Origin of the sequence: Chryseobacterium glaciei (assembly GCF_001648155.1) — a bacterium.
Taxonomy (GTDB): Bacteria; Bacteroidota; Bacteroidia; order Flavobacteriales; family Weeksellaceae; genus Chryseobacterium; species Chryseobacterium glaciei.
The window spans coordinates 2,202,573-2,227,220 of sequence record NZ_CP015199.1; the positions used below are offsets into that span (position 1 = coordinate 2,202,573).

General features: G+C 34.0%; 21 protein-coding genes and 1 pseudogene. 11 read left to right on the top strand and 11 right to left on the bottom strand.

All coding sequences use genetic code 11. The features are described from left to right. Window positions 1–55 precede the first annotated feature (55 nt). Window positions 56–277: a DUF2795 domain-containing protein gene (locus tag A0O34_RS09855; RefSeq protein WP_034756280.1), complete on the bottom strand. Its 222-nt coding sequence runs from the start codon at window positions 275–277 to the stop codon at window positions 56–58. A 142-nt stretch (window positions 278–419) separates the two neighbouring features. Next, window positions 420–1,442, bottom strand: coding sequence for a GDP-mannose 4,6-dehydratase (locus A0O34_RS09860; protein ID WP_066754199.1), 1,023 nt, complete (start codon window positions 1,440–1,442; stop codon window positions 420–422). A gap of 89 nt (window positions 1,443–1,531) precedes the next feature. Here A0O34_RS09860 and A0O34_RS09865 point away from each other — a divergent pair, with 89 nt between their 5' ends. Continuing rightward, window positions 1,532–2,329, top strand: coding sequence for a DUF2797 domain-containing protein (locus A0O34_RS09865; protein WP_066754201.1), 798 nt, complete (start codon window positions 1,532–1,534; stop codon window positions 2,327–2,329). A 36-nt stretch (window positions 2,330–2,365) separates the two neighbouring features. After that, window positions 2,366–5,029 carry an AsmA family protein gene (locus tag A0O34_RS09870; protein ID WP_066754203.1) on the top strand — a complete coding sequence of 888 codons (2,664 nt, stop codon included), beginning with the start codon at window positions 2,366–2,368 and terminating at the stop codon, window positions 5,027–5,029. 19 nt (window positions 5,030–5,048) lie between these two features. Here the strand turns inward: A0O34_RS09870 and A0O34_RS09875 are convergent, their stop codons facing one another. Beyond that, on the bottom strand, window positions 5,049–5,399 hold the full coding sequence (locus A0O34_RS09875) for a hypothetical protein (protein WP_066754205.1): 351 nt from the start codon (window positions 5,397–5,399) through the stop codon (window positions 5,049–5,051). Window positions 5,400–5,572: 173 nt separating this feature from the next. Between A0O34_RS09875 and A0O34_RS09880 the strand changes: the two genes are divergently transcribed. Together A0O34_RS09880 and A0O34_RS09885 are read left to right on the top strand one after the other, a co-directional pair. Next, the gene (locus A0O34_RS09880; protein WP_066754207.1) at window positions 5,573–5,767 is read left to right on the top strand and encodes a hypothetical protein; all 195 of its coding nucleotides are present in this window, start codon (window positions 5,573–5,575) and stop codon (window positions 5,765–5,767) included. Window positions 5,768–5,891: 124 nt separating this feature from the next. Continuing rightward, on the top strand, window positions 5,892–6,938 hold the full coding sequence (locus A0O34_RS09885) for a PA0069 family radical SAM protein (RefSeq protein ID WP_066754209.1): 1,047 nt from the start codon (window positions 5,892–5,894) through the stop codon (window positions 6,936–6,938). A 144-nt stretch (window positions 6,939–7,082) separates the two neighbouring features. Here the strand turns inward: A0O34_RS09885 and A0O34_RS22510 are convergent, their stop codons facing one another. Both A0O34_RS22510 and A0O34_RS09890 read right to left on the bottom strand, forming a co-directional pair. Next, window positions 7,083–7,244 (bottom strand): bacteriocin-like protein, encoded by a 162-nt coding sequence (locus A0O34_RS22510; RefSeq protein WP_169816837.1) that lies wholly within the window; start codon window positions 7,242–7,244, stop codon window positions 7,083–7,085. Window positions 7,245–7,316: 72 nt separating this feature from the next. Next, window positions 7,317–8,267, bottom strand: coding sequence for an isopenicillin N synthase family dioxygenase (locus tag A0O34_RS09890; protein WP_066754211.1), 951 nt, complete (start codon window positions 8,265–8,267; stop codon window positions 7,317–7,319). Window positions 8,268–8,354: 87 nt separating this feature from the next. On the opposite strand from A0O34_RS09890, the gene menD reads away from it, so the two are divergent. Beyond that, window positions 8,355–10,031: a 2-succinyl-5-enolpyruvyl-6-hydroxy-3-cyclohexene-1-carboxylic-acid synthase gene (gene menD / locus A0O34_RS09895; RefSeq protein ID WP_066754213.1), complete on the top strand. Its 1,677-nt coding sequence runs from the start codon at window positions 8,355–8,357 to the stop codon at window positions 10,029–10,031. Here menD and A0O34_RS09900 read toward each other — a convergent pair. Then, the gene (locus A0O34_RS09900; RefSeq protein ID WP_066754215.1) at window positions 10,028–10,654 is read right to left on the bottom strand and encodes an aminotransferase class IV; all 627 of its coding nucleotides are present in this window, start codon (window positions 10,652–10,654) and stop codon (window positions 10,028–10,030) included. The two genes, menD and A0O34_RS09900, sit on opposite strands and share 4 nt — an antisense overlap. Further along, complete coding sequence (locus A0O34_RS09905) at window positions 10,638–11,615, bottom strand: aminodeoxychorismate synthase component I (RefSeq protein ID WP_066754217.1); 978 nt, start codon at window positions 11,613–11,615, stop codon at window positions 10,638–10,640. The genes A0O34_RS09900 and A0O34_RS09905 overlap by 17 nt, the downstream gene beginning before the upstream one ends. 47 nt (window positions 11,616–11,662) lie before the next feature. Here A0O34_RS09905 and A0O34_RS09910 point away from each other — a divergent pair, with 47 nt between their 5' ends. The 4 genes from A0O34_RS09910 to A0O34_RS09925 all read left to right on the top strand — a co-directional run bounded on the left by A0O34_RS09910 (window position 11,663) and on the right by A0O34_RS09925 (window position 14,558). After that, window positions 11,663–12,385: a hypothetical protein gene (locus A0O34_RS09910; RefSeq protein ID WP_066754218.1), complete on the top strand. Its 723-nt coding sequence runs from the start codon at window positions 11,663–11,665 to the stop codon at window positions 12,383–12,385. A 72-nt stretch (window positions 12,386–12,457) separates the two neighbouring features. After that, window positions 12,458–13,192 carry a beta-carotene 15,15'-monooxygenase gene (locus tag A0O34_RS09915; protein WP_066754219.1) on the top strand — a complete coding sequence of 245 codons (735 nt, stop codon included), beginning with the start codon at window positions 12,458–12,460 and terminating at the stop codon, window positions 13,190–13,192. 4 nt (window positions 13,193–13,196) lie between these two features. Further along, window positions 13,197–14,285 carry an AI-2E family transporter gene (locus tag A0O34_RS09920; protein ID WP_157885993.1) on the top strand — a complete coding sequence of 363 codons (1,089 nt, stop codon included), beginning with the start codon at window positions 13,197–13,199 and terminating at the stop codon, window positions 14,283–14,285. An 18-nt stretch (window positions 14,286–14,303) separates the two neighbouring features. Next, window positions 14,304–14,558, top strand: coding sequence for a DUF3820 family protein (locus A0O34_RS09925; RefSeq protein ID WP_054512893.1), 255 nt, complete (start codon window positions 14,304–14,306; stop codon window positions 14,556–14,558). A 57-nt stretch (window positions 14,559–14,615) separates the two neighbouring features. Here the strand turns inward: A0O34_RS09925 and uvrB are convergent, their stop codons facing one another. Then, on the bottom strand, window positions 14,616–16,607 hold the full coding sequence (uvrB, locus tag A0O34_RS09930) for an excinuclease ABC subunit UvrB (RefSeq protein WP_066754221.1): 1,992 nt from the start codon (window positions 16,605–16,607) through the stop codon (window positions 14,616–14,618). Window positions 16,608–16,894: 287 nt separating this feature from the next. Here uvrB and A0O34_RS09935 point away from each other — a divergent pair, with 287 nt between their 5' ends. Beyond that, window positions 16,895–18,247 carry a peptide-N-glycosidase F-related protein gene (locus A0O34_RS09935; RefSeq protein ID WP_066754222.1) on the top strand — a complete coding sequence of 451 codons (1,353 nt, stop codon included), beginning with the start codon at window positions 16,895–16,897 and terminating at the stop codon, window positions 18,245–18,247. Window positions 18,248–18,353: 106 nt separating this feature from the next. Continuing rightward, a pseudogene (locus A0O34_RS09940) lies at window positions 18,354–19,571 on the top strand (PQQ-dependent sugar dehydrogenase). 48 nt (window positions 19,572–19,619) lie between these two features. Here A0O34_RS09940 and A0O34_RS09945 read toward each other — a convergent pair. The 3 genes from A0O34_RS09945 to A0O34_RS09955 all read right to left on the bottom strand — a co-directional run bounded on the left by A0O34_RS09945 (window position 19,620) and on the right by A0O34_RS09955 (window position 24,464). Beyond that, window positions 19,620–22,061 (bottom strand): TonB-dependent receptor plug domain-containing protein, encoded by a 2,442-nt coding sequence (locus A0O34_RS09945; RefSeq protein WP_066754224.1) that lies wholly within the window; start codon window positions 22,059–22,061, stop codon window positions 19,620–19,622. Between the two features lie 167 nt (window positions 22,062–22,228). After that, window positions 22,229–23,386 (bottom strand): pyridoxal phosphate-dependent aminotransferase, encoded by a 1,158-nt coding sequence (locus tag A0O34_RS09950; RefSeq protein WP_066754226.1) that lies wholly within the window; start codon window positions 23,384–23,386, stop codon window positions 22,229–22,231. 4 nt (window positions 23,387–23,390) lie between these two features. Next, window positions 23,391–24,464, bottom strand: a complete 1,074-nt coding sequence (locus tag A0O34_RS09955) for an FAD-dependent monooxygenase (RefSeq protein WP_066754228.1) — start codon at window positions 24,462–24,464, stop codon at window positions 23,391–23,393. Window positions 24,465–24,648: the final 184 nt, after the last annotated feature.

The window sequence follows — 24,648 nt, forward strand, 5'->3', positions numbered from 1 at the left end:
ATATTATAAAAAGGGAAATAAGCTTTAAGCCTATTGCCTAAAGCTCATGCCTTATTTAATATTCGTCTTCGTTCCAAAGATAATCTTCGTCCGTAGGATAGTCTGGCCAGATCTCGTCGATGGCTTCGTACATTTCCCCTTCGTCTTCAATAGCCTGAAGGTTTTCCGTTACTTCCATGGGTGCACCAGTTCTGATTGCATAATCAATAAGTTCAGCCTTTGTCATTGGCCAAGGTGCGTCACTTAGATATGAGGCTAATTCTAATGTCCAGTACATAATATTCTATTTTTTTTGCAAAAGTATAAAATTAGCTTATATTATACGCTTTTTTATACTTGATTTTCAATTCTTTTTATTAATTTTTTACTCATTGCACGTCACAGATTGTATTACAGCTATGTCAGCAACTTGTTCGATGTCATTTTCTCAAAAACCATTCCACAAATTTTTTTATGCCATTTTGGAAGTCTGTGGTTGGTTTATAATCAATTAATGTCTTCGCTTTTCCTATATCAGCATTGGTTTTTTGGACATCTCCGGGCTGCATTGGCAGAATTTTTTTGATGGCAGTTTTTCCGAGAGCCTGTTCAATTGTGGAAAGCATTTCGTTTAGATTAATTACCTGACTTTCTCCAAGATTAATAATCTCATATACTTTTGAATGGGTTTCCAGATAGCTGATAGATTTAGTAATTCCATCAATAATATCATCAACGTAGGTATAATCTCTTGCGGTGTTTCCATCGCCGTAGAAAGGAATTTCCTGATTTTCAGAGATTAATTTTGTGAATTTATGTATCGCAAGATCAGGCCGTTGTCTTGGGCCGTAAACCGTGAAGAACCTTAGTTGAATCATGTCGATATTATATAATTGATGATAAACATGACCTAAAATCTCCCCACATTTTTTTGTTGCAGCATACGGTGAAATAGGATTATCTACATTATCAGTTTCTGCAAAAGGAATTTTTTCATTGTTTCCGTAAACGCTTGATGAAGAAGCACACACGAATTTTTTAATATTGAATTCTTTACACAGTTCCCAAAGATTCATTGTTCCGCGAACATTCACTTCTTCATATTCTAAAGGTCTTTCGATGGAAGGACGAACTCCGGCAAGTGCGGCCAGATGAATGATCAAATCAATCTTATGATTTTTAAATATTTCTTCAAGGCCGTTTTTATCCCGAATATCCTGATAATATAAAGTATAATTATTTGATTTTGAAAGGGAAATTAAATTTTTAATATCAGTTTCTTTATCAGAAAAGGTAAAATCAGAAAAATTAGCGATTGATTCTAACGTATTTTTAATTTTTATCTGATAATCATAGAAATTATCAAAATTGTCAATGTTTATGACAGAATGTCCTTCTTTCAATAATTTTTCTATCAAATGAGAACCAATAAATCCGCTTCCTCCTGTTACAAGATATATCATCAATGTTTTTTTATGAGTACAAAAATATAAATTTCCTTTGGGAAAAATATAATCATTAAATTTACTTAATAAAGTAATATAAAATTAATATGCAGTTTCAAGGGCAAATTTTAAAGATGACGAGTTTCGATGCTCAGCCAATTCAGTATTATCTTAACCTTTCGGGTGATCTTATTCACATGAACGAATTGCTTGGAAAAGAATTGACGATAAAGCATACAGGATTCCAATGTGTGAATTGTGGAAAAAATAAGCCTATTTACAGAATGGGATTTTGCAAAAGCTGCTTTTTTGAAAGTCCTTATGCAAGTGATACAATCATTCGTCCGGAACTTTCCACGGCACATCTTGGCGTTGGCGAACGTGATTTGGAAGTGGAAAAGCAAATTCAGCTTCAGCCTCACACTGTTTATTTGGCTTATACAGGAGATGTAAAGGTGGGGGTTACAAGAAGTTCGCAAATTCCTACAAGATGGATCGATCAGGGAGCCACTTTTGCGCTACCGATTGCCAGAACAGAAAATCGTTATGAAGCTGGAATGATAGAAGTTGCCTTAAAAGATCATCTGCCAGATAAAACAAATTGGAGAAAAATGCTTCAGGATGATTTTGAGGGAGAAATAGATCTTGCTGATTTTCAACAAAAAATAAAAGAATATTTTCCTGAAGATTTCCAAAAATTCTACAGCGAAGGTGAAAATGTATCGAAATTCGATTATCCTTATGAAAAACCTGAAAAAGTAACTTCATTTACTTTAGACAAAAAACCTGAGTTTACAGGGAAGTTAGTTGGAATTAAAGGACAGTATTTAAGCTTTGAAGGGGGAGATTTTATTAATGTAAGAGGACATGAAGGGTATGTTATTGAATTGGATGTAAAAAATTAGGCACATATTTAGATGTAATTAAATTAAATCGTAAAAATGAAAAAATGGGTTAAAAAGTTACTAATTAGCCTCGGGGTTCTGATGGTGATTTTCTTGCTGGGAAACTTCGGCTTAAATTTTTGGCTTAAAACCCAACTTCCTAATTATATCAAAAAAAATACGGATTATAAGGTTTCCTACAAAACATTAGATGTAGATCTCGGGACAGGAAATATCCTTTCAACCGGAATTACAATCAACAGTAAAGATCCTCAAAATACAGATGTTATAGGTCTTCAAGGAACGATTGATACCTTAAAAATCGATCGTTTCGGGATTTACGATGCTATTTTCAATAAGCAAATAAGTTCTTCCGATTTGTTATTAGGAAGTCCTAATTTGAACATAATTCTCGCAAAACCGGCTGATAAAAAAACTGGTAAAAAAAAGAATCCTGTATTGTTTGAAAATATCAGGATTAATAATGGAACTATTAATGTTTTCAGAGATACAAAACAAAAATTTTTATCTGTTCAAAAGCTTGATCTTTTTGTTGAAAATTTACAGATGACAGAAGAATCTGTAGAAAATAAATTACCCGTTGTTTTTGACAAATATCATATTAAAGGAGAGAATTTTTTCTTCCGCCCGGATAATGTTTATGCTTTAAAAATCAATAAAATAAAAACAACTAACGGGCAAGTAGCTATAGAGAATTTCAGACTTATTCCGTTGTTGACGATTAATCAGTTTAAAAGATTTTACCCCAAAAAAGCGAAACTTTTTCAGTTTGATATTCAAAAAATGAATTTCAAGGATATTATTTTAAAAAGTAATGTTGTTTCTCTGGCGAATGCGGATTTTCAGAATCCTAAACTTTTAGTTTATACGACCAATACTGTTCCTGTTAAAGTAGAAAAACCTCTCAATTTTGAGCTTAATCTTGAAGATATAAAATTAAATAATGCGACCGTAAATGTTGTAAAACCTGATGGAAGCAATCTTTTATCTGCAAAAAACCTTAATTTAGATATCAATCAATTAAAGTTTGATAAGGATACAAGAGAAGAGGTAATTCCTGTCGGATACAAGAGTTTTCAGTTCTCTGGAAAAGATATTTTATACTCAAATCATCAGAATTATGTTGTGGGAAGTATTGCTTTAAATTCTAAAAGTGGAGAGTTAAGAAATATTACAGTGACTCCAAATCCATCAGATCCGGGGAGACGATCGATGACTTTAAAGGCAAATCTTGCAGCTTTTAATATCAATAAGTTAGAATTTATAGATAAAAAATTAAATCTTGATATAAAAGATGTTTTGGTTGATAATGTAAACGGAATCATCGTTGCGGGAGAAAATAAAATAAAGAGAACTCCGAAAGAGAATAAGGTTAATTCAATTCTTATCCGGAAATTTTCTTTTAGAAATTCTAATCTGACTTATGACAAAGGAAATGAACCGCTTGTTTTTAATGATTTGAATGCAACGATTAATGATATTGAAATTAAGTCTAAACGTAATAATTTAGGACATACTTTTAAAGCAAAAGACTATTTTCTGACAACCAAGAATTTTGTCTACAAAACAAAGTTCTACAACATGAGTGTCGGACTTTTAAAATTAAATAAAAACAAAGTTCAGATCACCCAATTTGCGATGAAACCTCTCATTTCGAGAGGTCAGTTTATCAAAATGATACCTGTTGAAAGGGATTTATATGATTTGAAGGCCAATCAGATAACAGCTGAAGGAAATTGGGACTTATTTTCTCAAAATAAATTCATCAATGCTTCCAATGTTGTGATCCAATCTGCGGATGCCAATATTTTCAGAAGTAAAATTCCTAATGATGATCCGAAAGAAAAACCGTTGTATTCCAGGTTGTTGCGATCTATTAAGATTCCACTGTATGTTAATAATTTAGATCTAAAAAACTCAATTTTAGTATACGAAGAAGATACGCCGGAAAGTGCTGGACCAGGGAAATTGACATTCGCCAATTTTAATATGAATGTTAAAAATTTAAACTCAGCCAAAACAAAAGGAAAACCGACCAAAGTTGATATAAAAATCAATTGTTCGTTTATGAATCTTGCTCCTCTGTCGGTAAATTGGGGTTTTGATGTTGCGAATCAGAGCGATGTTTTCACGATTTCGGGCAGAGCGGCCAATCTTCCGGCAAATGGAATTAATCCTTTTATCAAACCGTATCTTCATGTGATGGCGACTCAAGGGACGATTCAGGAAATGCTTTTTAATTTTAGAGGAAATCCAAGAGGTTTAAATGGAACTTTTAATTTGAAACATAAAGACTTAAAAATCGCTGTTTTAAATAAAGATAATCAACAGAAAAAAGGAGTTTTAACGGCAATTGCCAATCTTGTTGTGCGTTCGGATTCCGGAAATCTTCCTCAGTCAGTGGATGTGAAAGATGTAGAAAGAGATCCTACAAAATCGTTCTTTAATCTCTTCTGGAAAGGGATTGAACAAGGTTTGAAGAAAACGCTGATCGGAATAAACGTTGACAAAACAGAGAAAACGGTAAAAAACGCAGTGGCTTCTGTAAAGGAAATGAAAAAATCTGTGAAAGAATTAAAACAGGATATAAAAGGCTCCGGAACTAAAAAAGAAGAGCTAAAACCAGCTGAAGAGAAAAAGGAAAAGAAAGGTTTTCTAAAAAATGTCTTTAAGAAAAAAGAAAAACCCGAAACTGAATAATTTCGGGTTTAATATATATTTAAAAATTAAATTCTTCACTTTCCTGAACCGGAATATCTCTCAAAAATTCATCAAACTTTTCTCCGGGATAATTGCTGTCTGCGCCGTAAGAATCTATGATCATTCCTCGGTTTCCGGCAGCGTCTTTTAGGACATATAAAACGGCATTGTCGTCAGGATTGCTGTCACCCTCAAAACGGTATGTTTTTAAGATGGTCAAATCGGCAGGCTGATAGTTTTGTTCAGAATTATCAAGCTTCATTTCACAACTGTCATTCATCCTGAATTCCCTGTGTATTCCTCTCTCAGAGAGCCTTGTCATCACTTGGCTTAAAGTCGTCATTTGATCCATATTGTCTGCGCTATCCATAATATTATTTTTCTTTATTAATACAATAATTAAACCATTAATTTACGAAAAAAGGAATACTGAAGAATTATATTTTGGTTAAAAAAGAAGTTGAATGTTAACAAAATTTATAATTGAAAAAAATAAAATAGGTACACTTTTTGCAATATCGTCAGTAATAAATCGGACAAAATATGAAAAAAGAAGTCGGAGTTTTACTAGCAGGAGGTGTTGGGCTTTTGGCAGTATTAAGTTTTATAGGCATAAAAAAAGTATTAGATAAAAAAAATAAAAAATACAGTGATTCTTACTCAGACTATCACAGACACTTTGATGCTAAAGATCATGAGGACGAGTATCACGGAGTAGAATTTTACGCATTGAAGTAGTAAAAATATATAAATTATGTTTTTTGATATCCAACACTTTTTTAAGTGTTGGTTTTTTTTGTGGAAAACTTTAGTGTTAAAACTAATTATTTTTAAGCCATTCCATTTTACATTTACATCAGAAATGCAGAACGAAAATATCATAAAAGGTCAAGGCGCTCAGCGAAATGTTGTCAATCGTTTCGACCGATATACCTATGAGCCTGATGATGAAGATTTTGAATCTGTAAAAACAACTTTCACGGAAATTTTCCCGAAAACGATTGTAAATCAGGTGAAAAGCGAAGATTTACCGATGGAATATTCGATGAATCCTTATCAAGGCTGTGAACACGGATGTTCCTATTGTTTCGCCAGACCTACTCATGAATATTGGGGATACAGTGCCGGAATTGATTTTGAAAGAAAGATCATGGTCAAAAAAAATGCCCCAGAATTATTAGAGAAATTTTTCCAAAAAAGAGGGTATCAACCAGCACCAATTTTGCTTTCAGGAAATACGGATTGCTATCAGCCCGCCGAACGACAATTTGAGATCACGAGAAAGCTACTGCAAGTTTGTCTTGATTACAGACATCCTGTCAATGTTCTGACAAAAAACGCAATGGTTTTGAGAGATTTAGATATTTTAAAACCGCTTGCTGAACAAAATTTGGTTTCTGTTTCTTTAAGTATTCCGACAATTAATGAAGATCTTAGAAGAAAAATGGAGCCGAGAACTAGTTCTTCCAAGAATAAATTGAAAGCAATAGAAGTTCTATCTGAAAATAAAATTCCTGTGCATGTGATGGTTGCGCCCATAATTCCTGGATTGAATAGTGATGAACCTTTGAATATTTTAAAATCAATTTCAGAAGCTGGTGCTCAAAGTTTTGGATATACTTTGGTGAGATTAAATGATACGGTTGAACCTGTTTTTATTAAATGGATTGAAACTCAGTTTCCTGATAGAGCACAGAAAGTTTTAAATCTAATTCGTTCCATGCGAGGCGGGAAATTAGGTGAAAAAAGATATTTTGACCGACAAAGAGGCGATGGAAATATTGCTGAAATGATTCATAATACCTTTAAAATAGGAAGAAAGAAGTTCTTTGATGGCAAAGAATTTCCAAAATTGACAACCGCGAATTTCACAGGAGCGAAAGATCAGCAATTAAGATTGTTTGATTGATTTTTTTATCCCACAGATTACACGGATTTTCACAGATTGTTGTGTTTATTTGTGGAAAATATTTGTGCTATTAGTGTTTAGATAATCAAAACAAAAAACCGCTCCAAAAGGAACGGTTTTCTTATAAATGTTTTAGAATTTCAATTAGATTGAATCATCCGGACATGTAAATTTATCGCTGCAAGTTGCACAAATTACAACTCCATTGCAGTAATACATACAAAATTCGGGTTCCGGAAGTTTAATTCCTCCTGCTCCAGCAATACTTTTTAATTGGCCTTTACTTAGTTTTTTTAAATTTTTCATATTGTTTTAATTAAAAATTTGATAGTAAAGTAAAGATAATTAAAAAATCATTAACTAAATACAGTGTGGTAGTTATTTTTTTATTAAACCTAATTCAATTAATCTTTCATGTAAAAAGTCTCCTGCTGTTGTATCTTCATATAACTTTGGATGGTCTTCGTCAACACAGTTTTCAAGAGCATTTAATGACATTCCGCTTACGGGATGCATAAAGAAAGGAATTGAATATCTTGAAGTTCCCCACAATTCTCTTGGCGGGTTTACCACTCTGTGAATCGTAGATTTCAACTTATTGTTGGTGTGTCTCGACAACATATCTCCAACGTTGATTACCAATTCGTCCGGTTCTGCAATCGCGTCGATCCAATCACCGTTGTGGTTTTGAACTTGAAGTCCTTTTCCTTGAGATCCCATCAAAAGAGTAATCAGGTTGATGTCTCCATGAGCAGCTGCTCTTACCGCATCATCAGGTTCCTGAGTGATTGGCGGATAGTGAATTGGTCTCAAAATAGAGTTTCCTTCTGCGATTTTGTCGTCAAAATAAAACTCATCAAGATCAAGATACAATGCCAGCGCCTGCAAAACAGATTTTCCTGTTTTTTCAAGCATTTGGTAGGTTTCTTTACCAACTTCATTGAATTTTGGAAGTTCGTCAACGATCACATTATCAGGATATTCTTTCTTGTATTTTGAATCATCAGACACATATTGTCCGAAATGCCAAAATTCTTTCAAGTCTCCTTTTTTGAAACCTTTTGCAGTTTCTTTACCGAATCCGACATAGCCTCTCTGGCCACCGATTCCTGGAATTTCATACTGTTGTTTTGTTTCTGTGGGAAGTTCAAAAAAGTTTTTCACTTCGCCGTACAGATCTTCTACTAATTGGTCATTAAGAAAGTGCCCTTTTAAGGCAACAAAACCAATTTCTTCGTAAGCTTTTCCGATTTCATTTACAAATTTCTGTTTGCGTTCCGGGTCACCCGAAAGGAAATCACGCAGGTCTACACTAGGTATTTTATCCATTTTTAGAAATTTAACGTGGTGCAAAATTACATCTTTTTTGAATTAAATTTTTTTAGAATTAAGGATTTATAAGTTAAATTTGTACTTATGAAAAAATATTCTTCTAAGAGAAGTATCCAAATACTTGCGCATCTTCTTCAGCAGTACGGAATTTTAGATATTGTTATTTCACCGGGGTCCAGAAATGCTCCGTTAGCGATTCATTTTTCGGAAGTGGATGGCTTCAATTGTTTCAGTATTGTGGATGAAAGAAGTGCGGCTTTTGTAGGAATCGGAATGGCGAAAAGCGAGAAGAGACCTGTTGCAATTACCTGTACAAGTGGTTCTGCGGTAGCTAATTATTACCCTGCAGTTACAGAAGCATTTTATCAGAATGTTCCTCTTTTAATTTTAAGTGCGGATAGACCAACAGATTATGTAGATATTTTTGATGGACAGACAATCAGACAGAATAATATTTTTCATCAGCATTCTTATGGCGATTTCGAACTTTTAGAAGACAGTAAGGAAAACGCGGAAGAAATTAATTTTGACATTATTAAAAAAGCGATCGAGCTTTGTTTTGAAAAACAAGGCCCAGTTCATATTAATATTCCTTTGGAAGAACCTTTGTATGAATTGGTTTCTGAGCTTCCGACTTTTCCTACGGTTGAGAAAACAATTAAGCATAAAGAATACGAAATTCCTTCCAACTTAGTTGCAGACTGGAATACTTCACAAAGGATTCTTCTTTTGGTTGGAACAAGAGATTATAGCCCAGAATTGGAAAATCAACTTTCTCAATTGGTTAAAAATCATTCTGTTGTGGTTTTAAGTGAGGTGAATTCTAATTTGCATCACGAGAAATTCTTCAAACATATTGATCGATATATTTACAACTTCACGGAAGAAGATTATAAAACATATGCTCCGGATCTGTTAATAACGATCGGGCAGAATGTTGTTTCTAAAAAAGTAAAACAGTTTTTAAGAAGTGCCCGACCAAAACAGCATTGGCATTTGGATGAAGTTTGGCAGCCGGATACTTATTTTTCTTTAACGGAGAAAATAGAAATGAAACCTGAATTGTTCTTTTCTAAATTATTGAAATTCATTAGTCTAGAACCAAAACCATATTTTAATCTTTGGGATGTTTTAAGAGATAAAAAGGATGCAAAACACCTTAAATTTCTAAATATGGTGGAATTCTCTGATTTTTATTTCTTTAATAAAGCTTCCCAGACTGTTCCTGAAAACTATAATATTCATGTCAGCAACAGTTCGGCGATCAGATATGCTCAGCTTTTTGACTTTGGAAAGAGAAAAATCTATTGCAACAGAGGAACAAGCGGAATCGACGGTTCTACATCTACAGCAATGGGGTTTGCCATTAAAAATGCTAATCCAACCTTATTGATTACGGGAGATTTGAGTTTCTTTTATGATATCAACGGGCTTTGGAATCAATATATTCCGCCTTTTGTAAGAATTATGATCTTCAATAATGGTGAAGGAAATATCTTTAAAATTATTCCGGGACCTGGAAATGCCAACCCGAATACTTTAGACGAATTTATCGCTACAAAACACAAGAAAAACGCTGAACATCTTGCCAAGCATTTCGGGTTTTCTTACACAAGAGTGGAAGATGAGCCGACGCTTGACCGTGTTTTAGATAATTTCTTCAAGCCGGAGGCACAGCCTAAAATACTGGAAGTGAATACTCACGGTAAAAATAGTGCTGATGTTTTAAAGGCTTATTTCAATTTCATGAAAGAGAATTAAAGATCCAAATATTCTTCATTACCCGGTAGATTGATAATTCGGTCTATTGGGTAAATGAACATATCATCAAAATCATTCATCGCATTAATCAATTGAAAATGTGAGAATTGCTTTATGTTTTGTAAAGTGATCTCGGTTTCCTTAATTTTCTTCTGCTTTAAAAGATTTTGTCTTTGAACGCCATTCAAAAGATACGTTGTCGGAGTGAACCAATCTTTACCTTTTTGAAATAAAAGATTAGAAAATGAAGTATCTGTGATATGATTATTTTTTACAATAATAATTTCCTCAGCTTTGGATTTCATTTTCATTTTTTCTAACTCTTTTCGGTCTTCAAATTTGAAAGAATAATCGAAACTATTATTTTCAACTAATTGAAAATCTTGTATTTCAGGAATTGCATAAGGAATCATTTGAGTACGGATCTTTTTGTCCAAATCATAAGAAATTCTTAGTTTGTACATTCCGTCTTCATCATGTTCCAGATGTTTAAAAATTTTAGCCAAATCAATTGAGCCTTCTTTCCCGAAATGGGCAAAGGTTTGATTAACACGCTTTTGGTGAAGATCTAACAAGAAAATTTCCTGATCTTCTACTTTAATACTTTCAATGAATTGGGACATAGATTTTATTTTTCATTTCCTGATACTCGTCTTCTAATTTACTCATGTGCGTTATTCCGCCACCGCTCTTGAAATACAATGTACCATTTTCTTTTTCAATAAAACGGATCATTATGCAGCTGTCGAGATTTTCACCATCAAACCAACCGCAGACTCCAGTGTAATAACCTCTGTCATATCCTTCTGCTTCGAGGGTTATTTCCAAGGTTTTTGGCTTTGGAGCTCCTAAAATAGATCCTGCTGGAAGCAGTTTTTTCATAATACTTCCTACTTTTCCATCAAATTCAGGCTTTAAATTCCCTGAAATCTCTGAACTCATGGCATACAAATCTTTTTGCTGAGTTTTGATGAAATCAATGTGCTGAAATTTATCAACTTTTACATCGTCTGCAACCATGCTAAGGTCATTTCGAAGCAAATCTACAACGGTGTAATGCTCGGCTTTTTCTTTTTTATCGTTCTTAAGGATTTCTGCTGCGTTTTCTAAAGCCGCATCAATAGTACCTTTCATGGGATAAGTGAGAATTTTTCCGTCAATGATCTTCACAAAAGTTTCAGGAGAAAAAAATACAAAAAAATCTTTATAAAAAACCTTGTATTTTGCATTTGAATGATAGAAAATTTCTTCGAGTGTTAAATTCGTCTCAATTTTGGTTTTTCTAGTATAATTTACCAGATAAGAATTTCCTAAACGAATATTTTTCTGAACTTTATCAAATCCTGATTTAAAACTTTCTAAAGTTTCAGGATAAGATTTCCATTCAATTTTTTTATCTAATTCGTGTGTTGGTTTTGAGGTTGAAAACAATTGAAAATCAACTAATAAACCTGATTTTTCAATCTCATTTTCTTTATAAATTTCAACATTATCCAAAAGGAAGTCGATAACAAAAAAATAGGGAACCTTCTGGAGAGAAAGTTCGTCCATTTCCATAAATTTTTGATGATTCACTGAAAACATTCGACAAAAGTACTTATTGATGTTTACTTTTGCACAAAATATTTTTAATGCAGAACAAATATCCTCAGAAACCGGGAATTGACTTTATACTAAAACAGGCTTTTTTTTACTGGAATAAAACATTGATTTTTCAATTAATGTTCTCCATCATATACTTTGCTATATTTTTCACATCAATCACTTTTTTTGCTGCCAAATATGGAATGTTGGAGCAAAATCAGGCTTTGATAGAAGCTTTTAAAATAAGTACAGATGCTTATATGCAAAAGATCGCCGAGTTGTCTGCTACAGATAATTCGCGTTATTTCAGTTATGCTTTTTTTGCAACGATTGTTTTCCTTTATCCTTTAAACCTTGGATTTTTTCAGATTTACAGGAAAATTGATTTAAACGAGAAAATTGTAATCGGAGATTTGTTTGCTGGCTATAATGGACTTAATTTCTTTAAATATATAGGATATTTTGTTTTCTGGTTCTTCATTTATCTTTTTACGGTTCAAACTATAATTCTTGCTGTGGCTTGGGTTGTCATCACAATTTTCGTTGCTCCGCTGATGTTTTTTACGGATAAAAGAATTTTTGAAGCGATTTCATTAAATTTTAAAGCCTTGAAAATGTATTTTTTAGAAATATTTGTCTGCGTTATTGTGGCAACGTTCTTTAAATATTTAGGCTTTGGTCTGTTTTTGGTTGGAGGATTATTCACATTTCCGTTTTGGAATGCGATGATTTATGCTCTTTATAAGACCGTTTTTGCTGAAAAAAGTTAAATTCATCTGTAATTAATACTTTATCTGGCAAAAAAAGTTAAATTTGAGAATAACATTAAAAAATTAAACACCATGTCAGAATTTAATGAATTTGATCAGCAGGGATCTGTTCCAAGCAGAGAAACAGGATCAATTATTTCTCACGCTTTCGAAATGTATAAAGGCGTTTTTCTTTATGCGATAGTGGCAATGATCATTTATATTATCGGAGGAGCTATCATTCAAGCGTTAACCGGATTTAATTCTGCTTCTATAATGGAAGAGATGAGAGATTCGGGAGATTATTCAAATTTTAGTTACTGGAACGCGCCAGGATTTCCAATGTACATCACATTCTCAAGTCTTTTTGGAGTTTTATTGGCTCCTTTGTACGTAGGATTGATCTATATTGTGAATAAATTTAACACAAAAAGTAGTATTGAGTTTTCAGACCTTTTCATTGGCTATCGCCAGAATTTTGTTAATATTTTGATCTACAGTCTTATTTCTGGTATAATATCTAGCATTGCTTTATTTCTTTGTGTTATTCCTTTCTTTTTAGTTTATCCTTTATTGCTATTGGGATATCCTATTTTGCTTTTTGAAAACGCATCTGCTACGGAAGCTTTAGGTAAATCTTTCAATATTGCGAAAGAGAATTATGGAATATTTTTAGGAACAACGCTTCTAGGTCTTTTAATATCTGTTGCAGGGATTGTTCTTTGTGGAATTGGAGTTATCGTAACAGCGCCATTCATTATGGTCGTAATGTATTCAGCATATTGTGCTTTTCTAGGAAAACCTAGACAACTTTTAGATAAAAAATAACAATTTGAATAAAGATAAACAAATAAGCAGTGTGGTCATAAAGCAGGTTTCGTTACTTGCTATCATATTGGTGTTGGCGGGATTGATCTGTTTTAACCTTGCTCTTTTTATACCTTCGGTTTTGGGGGCAATTACCCTATATGTTCTTTGCAGAAGATATAATTTCTATCTGCAGGAAGAAAAAAAATGGAAACCTTGGCTCTCATCATTAATACTGATGCTTGCGAGTTTGATTATCCTTATTTTGCCAATCTATTTTATTGGTGATCTTTTAATTGAAAAATTAGGAAATGCACAGGCTTATATGACTAAGTTTAATGTGTTTCTGGAAAAAATTCATACTTATATTTTTTCAAAAACAGGTTTCGATATTCTCAGTAAAGAAAATATGGCTAAGCTGAAAAGCTCCGCCGGTCAAGTGTCGACGAAAGCTGTTAGCGGAACGTTTAATACACTTACCGTTATCATGTCCATGTATTTTATTCTTTATTTTATGTTGAGCGCACCTCGTTTTTTCGAACGTATTCTTGCTGCTTCAGCACCTTTGAAAAGAGCTAATGTGTCTTTGATAGGCGAAAAGATGAGAAAGCTCATCATGGCAAACGCAATTGGAATTCCTGTTGTAGCTCTCGGACAAGGTTTGGTTGCTTTGATAGGTTATTTTATTTTTGGGGCTCCAAGTCCGATTTTGCTTTTTGCATTGACGGCAGTTGGTTCTATGATTCCGATTGTTGGAGCGGCGATTGTCTATATTCCGATCTGTATTTTTATGATTGCAGAAGGAGATACGGGGCACGGTCTTGGTTTGGCAGCATATTGCTTGGTAATAGTAGGTTTAACGGATAACTTATTACGTTTTACTCTTCTTAAAAAATTAGAGGATATTCACCCGCTAAATACCGTTTTCGGAATTATCATGGGAATGAATCTGTTTGGATTTATGGGATTGATCTTCGGTCCGATTCTAATTTCTCTTACGCTTCTTTTGATTCAGGTATATAGAAATGAGTTTTCTGATGAAGATACTCCTCCGGAACTACAATTGTCCGATAAAGATGATGAGCTGGAAAATAAAGTTGATCTAATAGTTTAAAATAAAATGGTAGAAGGAATAAACCCGGAAATATTAAAAGAGATTTGTGTAATGAAGATGCCTTTCGGGAAACATAAAGGGGTAATTCTTGCAGATCTTCCAGTAAGTTATCTTGAATGGTTTCACAGTAAAGGAATGCCACCAGGAAAACTGGGAATGCAGCTTTCAACGATTTACGAAATAAAAATAAATGGCTTGATGGATTTGCTGACGCCACTTCGAGGAGGAACAGTGAATTATGATAAGCTAAAAAATAAGACTTATAAATTTTAGGATAAAGTTTCGGCGGCACCTTTGGTGCCGCCGAAACTATTTTATATTCAAATCAAATTAATCCTTTAATGCAGCAATTTCATCTCTCAGCTTAGCCGCTTTAATGAAATCAAGATTTTTAGCCGCAGCTTCCATTTCTTTTTGCTTTTGAACGATCATTTTTTCAACGTCTTCGCTCGCGTAGGTTGCTTTAACTTCAGCAACTTTTTGTAAGATCTGCTTTTGAGTATATTTTTCATCGGGGAAGTCTTTGCTTCGGCCGACTAGATTCTCAGATATTTTCTTATTTAATGCTGTTGGAACCTTGTTGTGATCTGTGTTGTATTGTATTTGTTTTTCACGACGATAACTCGTTTCATCTATCGTTGCCTGCATCGATTTTGTCATTTTATCGGCATATAAAATGGCTTTTCCGTTAAGGTTTCTTGCTGCACGACCAACCGTCTGAATCATTGATCTTCTGCTTCTTAGCATTCCTTCTTTATCGGCATCTAAAATTGCAACGAGAGAAACTTCAGGCAAATCCAAGCCTTCTCTTAATAAGTTAACTCCAATTAAAACATCGAATAACCCGACGCGCAAATCATGCATAATCTGAATACGTTCCAACGTTTCAACATCTGAGTGAATATATCTTGTTCGTATTCCAAATTTTGTGAAGTATTTAGTCAATTCCTCGGCCATTTTTTTAGTTAAAGTAGTTACCAAAACCCTTTCATCAAGATCGGCTCTTTTCTGGATTTCCTCCATCAAATCATCGATCTGATTTTGGCTTGGTCTAACCTCAATAACAGGATCTAAAAGTCCTGTTGGACGAATAATTTGTTCAATATACGTTCCTCCCGATTTTTCTAATTCATAATCAGCCGGAGTTGCAGAAACATAAATAACTTGATTTTGAATCGATTCATATTCTTCAAACTTCAAAGGTCTGTTATCCATTGCTGCAGGAAGTCGGAATCCGTATTCTACCAAAGCTTCTTTTCGGCTTCTGTCACCTCCATACATCGCATGAACCTGTGGAACGGTAACATGACTTTCATCAATTACCATTAAATAATCTTTAGGGAAATAATCCAATAAACAGAAAGGTCTTGATCCCGGAAGTCTGCCGTCTAAATAACGAGAATAGTTCTCAATACCAGAACAATAGCCTAATTCTTTAATCATTTCAAGATCGAGTTCCGTTCTTTCCTGTAATCTTTTGGCTTCTAAAGGTTTTCCTATTTCACTAAAGAAATCAACCTGTTTTACCATGTCGTCCTGAATAGATTTAATGGCTCCATTCAAAGTTTCTTTTGATGTTACGAAAAGGTTGGCAGGATAAATTTGAATTTGATCAAAGCTAGCCGTCACATTTCCTGAAACGGGATCAAAGCTCTGAATTTTTTCAATTTCATCCCCAAAAAACTGAATTCTGACTGCGTTATCTGCGTACGCAGGAAAGATATCGATAACATCTCCTTTCACTCTGAATGTACCTCGTTGAAAGTCTGCTAATGTTCTTGAGTATAGAGCATTAACTAAAGAATGTAAAAGTGATGTTCTTGTTGTTTTTTCTCCAATTGCAAGGGAAATTAAGGACTTATGAAACTCCGCGGGATTCCCTACACCATAAATACAAGACACAGATGCTACAATCAAAATATCTCGCCTTCCGGAAAGTAAACTAGCAATAGCTGAAAGTCGTAATTTTTCAACTTCTTCATTGATGCTCAGGTCTTTTTCGATATAAGTTCCGGATGTAGCAATATAAGCTTCGGGTTGATAGTAGTCGTAGTAACTCACAAAATATTCTACAGCGTTATCTGGAAAGAATTCTTTAAATTCCATGAAAAGCTGTGCGGCCAACGTTTTATTGTGGGCCATAACGATCGTTGGCTTTTGCACGTTTTGAACAACATTGGCAACGGTAAATGTTTTTCCGGAACCGGTAACACCCAATAAAGTCTGATATTTCTCACCGATTTCTATTCCTTCGGTAAGTTTTTCAATAGCTACAGGTTGGTCGCCGGTTGGTTTATATTCTGATTGAAGATTAAAATTCATTGAAAATTTAGTGTATATACAAAAATACGAAAGATATTATTAGTCTCAATAAAAGTGGTACGAATTTCAAAGATTATGATTTTTAATTGATTTACAAATATTTAGAGGATTTCATCTTTGTTTTTAGTATTATCATTTAATATATGAAATGAGATGTTTTTATTTAATTAAGATAAATGCAATATTTTATGTTTAATTGAACGTAAAATTATATTTATTGATTTATTGATTGTGTTTTGTTGTTATATTTGAATTATATTTGCTTTAAATCTAATTTGAATATTAATATGAAATTAAAATTACTCTATTTAGTGTTAATTAGCCTTTGTAATATTTTACATGCTGAAAAATACTTCACTCCCGATCCTCCGCCAACTGTGATCTCTGTGTATGAAGATGCTGTCTTTTATGACATGTATGCTGCTACGGTTAATCAGCCTTTGCCTGCAGATGCGATTCGACAAAACAATAGTTCGTATACCAAAATGCTTACGGAGTCTCAACTAGATTCGTTTGGAAACAAGCTTACCATGAATATTACAATTGGCGCGTTGTGTGATAATTACGACCGTCTGGCCAATGTTTATCTTGCTTTAGTAACGAAAGGTTCAGCAGATTATGACACTAATTCGGTTACAAAATTAGAATTAGGGAGGTTTATTACTCCTTTTATGAATAAAAATGTTAGTCCGACTTCGGTTCCTTATGCGTTTCAGATGGATAATGTGGCGGCTATTCTTAAAGATCCTGTTCTAAGGTCGCAATATGATTTCTGGATAGAATTTGTAGTTTTAGGAGTTCCTTACGCCGCACAAACGCAGGTTTCTGGTTGTGCTGGACGTATTGATACTTTTAAAGGTTCATTAAGTTTTACAACGACGACTGATTCTTCAATTCCGGCTACCAATAATTTTCTTCTTCCTATAACTGCTGCGAAAAGTCTTAATAATTACAGCGCAACAGATGTTCCGGGACAAACAATCAGAATGTTGAGTTTTGTATTAAATGCTCCTGTAAATAATGCTAATTTTTATTTAATAACATCCAATCACGGGGCAAATAGCGGAGGGGAAGAATATATTAGAAGACAGCATTTTATATCTCTTAACGATCAGCCTATTTATAATTACACGCCTGGTGGAAAGTCTTGCGAGCCATATCGCCAATACAACACACAAGGAAATGGAATTTACGGTTCCTCAGCCCAATCTACCTCTTGGTGGACTTCATGGAATAATTGGTGCCCGGGTGACGCTGTTCCGATCAGAAAAATTCCGCTTGGGAATGTGCAGGCGGGAAGTTATACTTTTCAAATTAGTGTTCCTTCTGCACAATTTGTAGGACAGCAGGGAGATTTTCCGCTTTCTGTTTATTTTCAGGGAGAAAAGCAAAATGTTTTAAGTACAAGTGATGTGAAAATCACAGACGTTAAAATTTACCCTAATCCTGTAGTTGATGTTGTGAAAATTTCCAGTACTAAAAAGATAAAAGCAACCGAGGTTTATTCTTCAGACGGAAGATTGCTAAGGGTTTTCAAAGGAAATGAAGCCGATATCAGCGAATATCAATCAGGAATGTATATTCTAAATATTATATTTGATGACGGAATGTCACTTAAACATAAGATCATTAAAAAATAACATTGAAAACGAAGAAAAGCACTAAATTATTAGTGCTTTTTTGTTGACTGAAAGATTTTTATGGCACTATTTTTCCATTTCTTTTATAACCACTAATCACAATACTATGAAATTCAATCAATATTATGTACCGGCTTTGAGTTTGTTTTTAATACTTTCTTCGTGTAAGAAGAATAATGCTAATGCTCAACAGGCAAGTAAGGACGGAAGTGTAGAAACTGAAAAACCAAATTCTGATTATAAACCTGCATTTGCGGGACAGACAAGAATTAAAGCTGTAAAAACGTCAACCGCATACAATGTAGAAATATTAAATAAAGACCTCGGAAAACCTTGGGGAATTATCAATTTGCCGGATGGAAAATTTTTAATTACCGATAAAAGAGGCTATATGAATGTTGTTTCAACGGACGGAAAACAGATTTCTAAAATCGAGGGATTTCCAAAAGTAGATTCAAAAGGGCAGGGCGGAATGCTTGATGTTGCTCTCGATCCTGATTTTAAAACCAATAATATCATCTATTTTAGTTTTTCAGAACCTTTTGGTGAGGGAAATTTAACTTCAGTAGCAAAAGGAAAGCTTTCATCAGATTTAAAAAATATATCGGAAGTAAAAGTTATTTTCCGTGCTGAACCTTCTTATGACGGAGATAAGCATTATGGAAGCAGATTAGCATTTGATAAAGACGGTAATTTGTTTGTGAGTACAGGAGAAAGATCTGATAAGCAGACAAGAGTGTATGCTCAGAAAACAGACAATTATTTAGGTAAGATTTTAAAAATAACAAAGGATGGAAAACCTGCTCCGGGAAATCCTTTCATCGGGAAAGCTGGGTTTAAACCTGAAATCTATGCTTACGGAATAAGAAATCCACAAGGATTAGCGATTGATCCCAACGGAAACCTTTGGGATGTAGAAATGGGACCCCGAGGTGGCGATGAGATTAATTTGATAAAACCCGGAAAAAATTACGGTTGAGGAGATGTGACGTATGGAATTGAATATTCAGGTTCGAAAATAAATAATGGAACAACACAAAAACAAGGAACCGAGCAACCTGTTTATTACTGGGATCCTGTGATCTCACCAAGCGGAGTTACGTTCTACACCGGAAATATTGATGAATGGAAAGGAAATTTAATCATTGGCTGTCTGAGTGGTGAACACATCAACAGAATTGTAATGAAAGATAATAAAGTAGTAGGAGAGGAGCGTCTTTTGGCTGATCAGAATGAAAGATTCCGAGATGTTTTGGATGGTTCGGATGGAAGTCTTTATGCTGTGACAGACAGCGGAAAACTCTATAAAATATCTAAAAAATAAAAACATAATGCTTCTGAATTTCAGAAGCATTATTGTTTAAAATATATATTAAAATCTGAAATTAAATCTAGCAAAAGCCTGTCTTCCTGCAAATCCCATTTGTACAGGATCGAAAATTCCGCCTGATTCGGTATTTCCATCAGAGACAGCGGTTTTTTGCAAAGTAGGGTATCGGTTGAATACATTCTTACTTCCAATTGTTAAGCTTACATTTTTACTAAAATCATATCCGAAAGATAAATCTGTGGTTACCTTAGGGTTATAAGTCTGAATATCATCTTCGCCGTTGTAACCAACTAAGTTGACTTTATCAAATCTCACCAATTGAAGATTGGCATTAAAGCCTTTTATTTTATAGTTTAAATTTAAATTAATCTTTGTTTTCGGAGCAGAAGCCAGAATAAATGCTTTTTCTCTTGCGCTCATATAAATATCCTCTTTTCCTGCTAGCTGTTGAGAGGTGTGGATTTTTGTAATTTCCATTTCATTATAATTTCCGGCTAAAGTGGCGGTTAGTTTTCCGCTGCCAATATTTTCATTATAGCTTAAAATTACATCTACGCCTTTCGTTTGGGTATCAATAGCGTTGGAAAAGAACTGAGCCTGATCGATAAAAGGATACTCATTTTGAGCTTCTAATGGAAGGTCTGTTTTTGCAAAATTTCCTGTCAAAACAATTCTGTCTTTTACTTTAATGTAATATCCATCAATTGTGGCTGTGAATTTTCCTGTGTTAAAAGTAAATCCCGCGCTTCCGTTAAGTGAAGTCTCCTGTTTTAATTGAGGAATTCCGGATACTTTTGCCAAGTTACTGTCATTGGAAGCAAGCTGAATCGCAACCAATTCTCCTCCCTGAAAATTAGTAAACTGCAGACTGTAATATTTCTGTGCTAAAGATGGAGCCCTAAAGCCTGTAGAAGCAGAAGCTCTGAAAGCAAGTTGGGGGATTATCGCGTACCTTGTTGCAAATTTTCCATTGAAGGTACTTCCGAAGTCATTGTAATTCTCAAATCTTCCGGCAATACTGATCATCCATTTTTTTGTAATATCCAATTCGGTGTCTACATATGCGGCAAAATTGTTTCGACTTTTATTCACTTCCTGAGAATATCCCGGAAATCCTTGTGAGCCGCCCGGTCGATAACTTTCGCCATTTGAACCTGGAACAGTTACTAATAAACTGGGGTCAGTGTTTGCAGTTACAAGATTTCCATTGATGTCATACATCGCATATGAAGCTTCTTCACCTTTAATGATATTAAATTTTTCATACCTGAATTCAGATCCGAAAGCAATATTTAAACCTTCTAAAACATCAAACTGCTTGGTAGCATTAAAACCTGTCGTATTTTGTAAAAGTGAATGCCCACCTGCGTTGAAGCTTGTGGGAGAATTTACTCCTAAAGTCGCATTAATTGTATTGTCAATCTGATAAGTGAATCTGTTGCTGCCAAAAGCGTTGTAAAAATCTACATCCCACTCGGCAACTTTAAATTTTAAACCATTGTCAAACGTAAAATCTGTAATGCTTGTATTTTGAATTGGATTAAAACCATTCGGATAAACTTCCGGAATATTTCCGTCTGCATCTGCCGTTCTCGTCCATGCGTAAGCATTTGTTTCTCTGTGTGAAAATCCTTGACGGGAATAGAATTTCAGATTATCAGACAAAGGAACTTCTATGTTTCCAAAGAAATAAATATTTTGAGATTTTGCATCGCCAAAACGCTGTCTTGGAGATTCATAAAATTCCGGATTGGCATTTCTGATAGAATGTTCTTTATTGATAAATTCTACAGTAAAATTTCCAAAACCGCCTTTTGAGCCTATTTTTGTTCCTAAATTTCCATTAAAATCAAACGTAATTCCGTCTATTTTATGGTCAGAAACTACATCTTTACTTCCCGGACTTTTAAACATATTCATTCCGTAGAAAGCATTTCCTTCAAAACCTTTGTCGCGGTCGTTCAGAATAACATTTATAACGCCTGCAATGGCATCAGAGCCATATTGTGCGGATGCGCCGTCACGAAGAACTTCCACTCTTTTTATCGCTCCAATCGGAATGGTGTTCATATCCGAACCCGTATTTCCTCTTCCTTTTGTCCCAAAAAGATTGATCAATGATGATTGATGGTATCTTTTCCCGTTTAATAAAAGTAAGGTTTGATCTGGTCCCAGACCTCTCAAAGTTGCAGGGTCTACAGCATCAGCTCCATCTGATCCGGATTGTTTATTAGAATTAAAAGAGGGCGCGGCAAACTGTAAAAGTTGGTTGACTTCTACCTGTCCCGTGGATTGGCTGACCTGTTTAATATCTATCACATCAATCGGAACGGGTGTATTGGTTACGGTTCTTTTTTTATTTCTACTTCCTGTAATCGCAACTTCCTCTATTTTAGCTTCTTTAGAAATGGTATCATTAATTTCCTGTGCGTAAAAAAAGGATGTTGCGCCAAGAAAAAAAGCGCTCACGTATCTTGCTTTCATATATAATGAGTTTCTTTAATTGGTAATTATTCCAAATGTATTGAATTTTGTTTTTAAACCAATAAAAAATATCACTATTGTTTGAAAATTTATTAATGAACTTGTGTTTTTGGTGAGTATTAGGAAAAGTTAAATCGTAAACTGTTATTAGATGATTATTTTTAATTTTAAAAACTGGTTATGATTCTATTTAATCCTTCTTCTAATATTTCTGTTGAGGTTGAAAAACATATTCTTACATGACCTTCTGCTCCTTTTCCGAACCATCTTTCCGAACCGGGAACGATGGCAACTTTTCCTTGTTGTAAAGCATGTTGAGCAAAATTTTCACTTGTAAATCCATTGTCGATTCTAGGAAATAAGACAAAGGTTGCTTCGGGTAAATTAGGAGTTAAAATCCCTGAATTGCTTAAAATTTTATAAGCTAAATTTCTGTTGTTCTGTAAATGATTTAGAAATTCTTTGAACCATGGTTTTGCTTTTTCCAAAGCAACAGTTGCAGCAATTTGTGACAATGTGGAAACGCCTTCAATGGTAGAATTGAAATTTGATTTTTCCGTAAAATCTTCCAGTATTTCCAGATCATTACATAAAATGGCTCCAATTCTCAAGCCTGCAATTCCAAATGATTTTGAAAAGCCATATACGGTAAAACTTTTCTTTTTTGCCTCTTCCGAAACCGATGAATAGGTGCAAAACTCTTTATTGTCATAAATAATATCACTCCATATTTCATCGCTCATTACCCAAAGATTGTGAGCCGATGCGATCTCGGAAATTTTTATTAAAACTTCTTTAGAATAAATTTTTCCCAACGGATTATGAGGATTGCAAATGCTGATCAATTTCGTTTTTGAATTGATTAATGAAACTAATTTCTCAAAATCTATATCTCCGGTTTTAGAATCTATAGGGCATAGTTGTATTACTCCGCCAACGGCTTCTACCGATTTTTTGAATAGAAAATCTACGGGATCTAAAATGATGGCTTCATCACCGGGGTTTAAAACATATTTCGCGATTAAAAACATTCCCTGAGCTGCGCTATTAACCGCGAGAATGTTTTCAGGCAAAAAAAATCCGTTTTTTTCTGTGTTAAAATGTTCTGAAACACTTTTGTTAAATTCCGGAAGTCCGGAGAATGGGCCGTAACTTAAATATCCGTCTTTTATATATTCAATAATGCCTTCTTCAATTTCAGGTGCTATTCTAAAATCGGGATCTGCGGCTGTTAAAGGGATTATTCCTTCTTCTAAGGTTGCCCATCTTCCGTTGTAGGCTTTTCTTTTTAATGCTTCAAAATTGATGTCTTTGTTGGTAAACATTTCTTTATTTATAAGAGATTGGTAAAATATTTTCTGTTTGCTGATGAAGTGGAAGTAAGAATTGTTCTAATAACATTCTTCCGTTTTTGATGTGGATATCGATTTCCGCTTTTCTTTCCTGTTCGTATTTTCTGAATGCCTGTTGCGGATCTTTTTCTTCAATTAAAAATTTAGTTAAAACAAAAGAATCTTTTAATGCTGAGGTTACTCCCTGACTTGTAAAAGGAATTAGTGGATGTGCCGCATCGCCTATAAATACAACGTTATCTTTGTAAAATGGGTTAAGTTTTTCCAATTCATAAACCCGCCATAAATGTACATTTTCATAGCTGGATTCTTTTATAATTGATGAAACCAAAGGATTCCAATCATCAAAAATATCAAACATATATTTTTTTAGACGGTCTACAGAACACTCATCTTCAAATTGATACTTAACAGGATCGAATTGTGAGTACCATAGAATTTTATCCGCAGAAAGTTTAAGAATTCCAAAGGTTAAACCGCCGTCTTCATGGTGAAATTTCATGAAATTATTTTCAATACGGTCAGCAATATTTTTATTTTCAATGATATTTACGATTTCATTTTCACGAACGGTTTTCATGACTTCGCTGGTGAATACTTGCCTTCTGATCCTGCTTTTAGAACCGTCAGAAACGATAATAATGTCAGAATCAATAGACGAGCCGTCGGTTTCTTTTAATTTTTTGTTGTAAGAAAAAGTAATTGTTTTTTCATAGGTGATTTTTTCTTGAGGAATATTTTGGGATAAGATTTCAATTAATGTGCTTCTTGCTATTACGAAAACATTATTTAATGTTTTTTCTGCAATTTTTTCTCCTTTGTGCGAATACTGAATATACTTTTTTAAAAAATTACCGTGTTTGAAGAGTTTCTCTTTGTTGACGATAAGAGACAGTTGTTCAATACCTTCTTGTGGCAATAAAAAACCGTGTCCTGTGGAATCATCTTTTTTTCTTCTTTCGTAAACGTGATAATCAATTTTGTGTTTTTCTAAGTAATTCGCCATGCTCAGACCGGAAATTCCGGCGCCAATGATAGCAATTTTGTTCATTTTCGGAATATGGGATTTTCAAGTTAGTGTTTGAGTAATTTTTACTTAAAATTAAAGTAAATACAAATGTAAATTAAATACGTTCATTAATTTTACGTAGTAAATTAAAAATATTCTAAATATCTGATAAATAAGATGTAAAATGTAATAAGTGTGTATTTTTGAGAAGAGTGCTTTAAAAGAT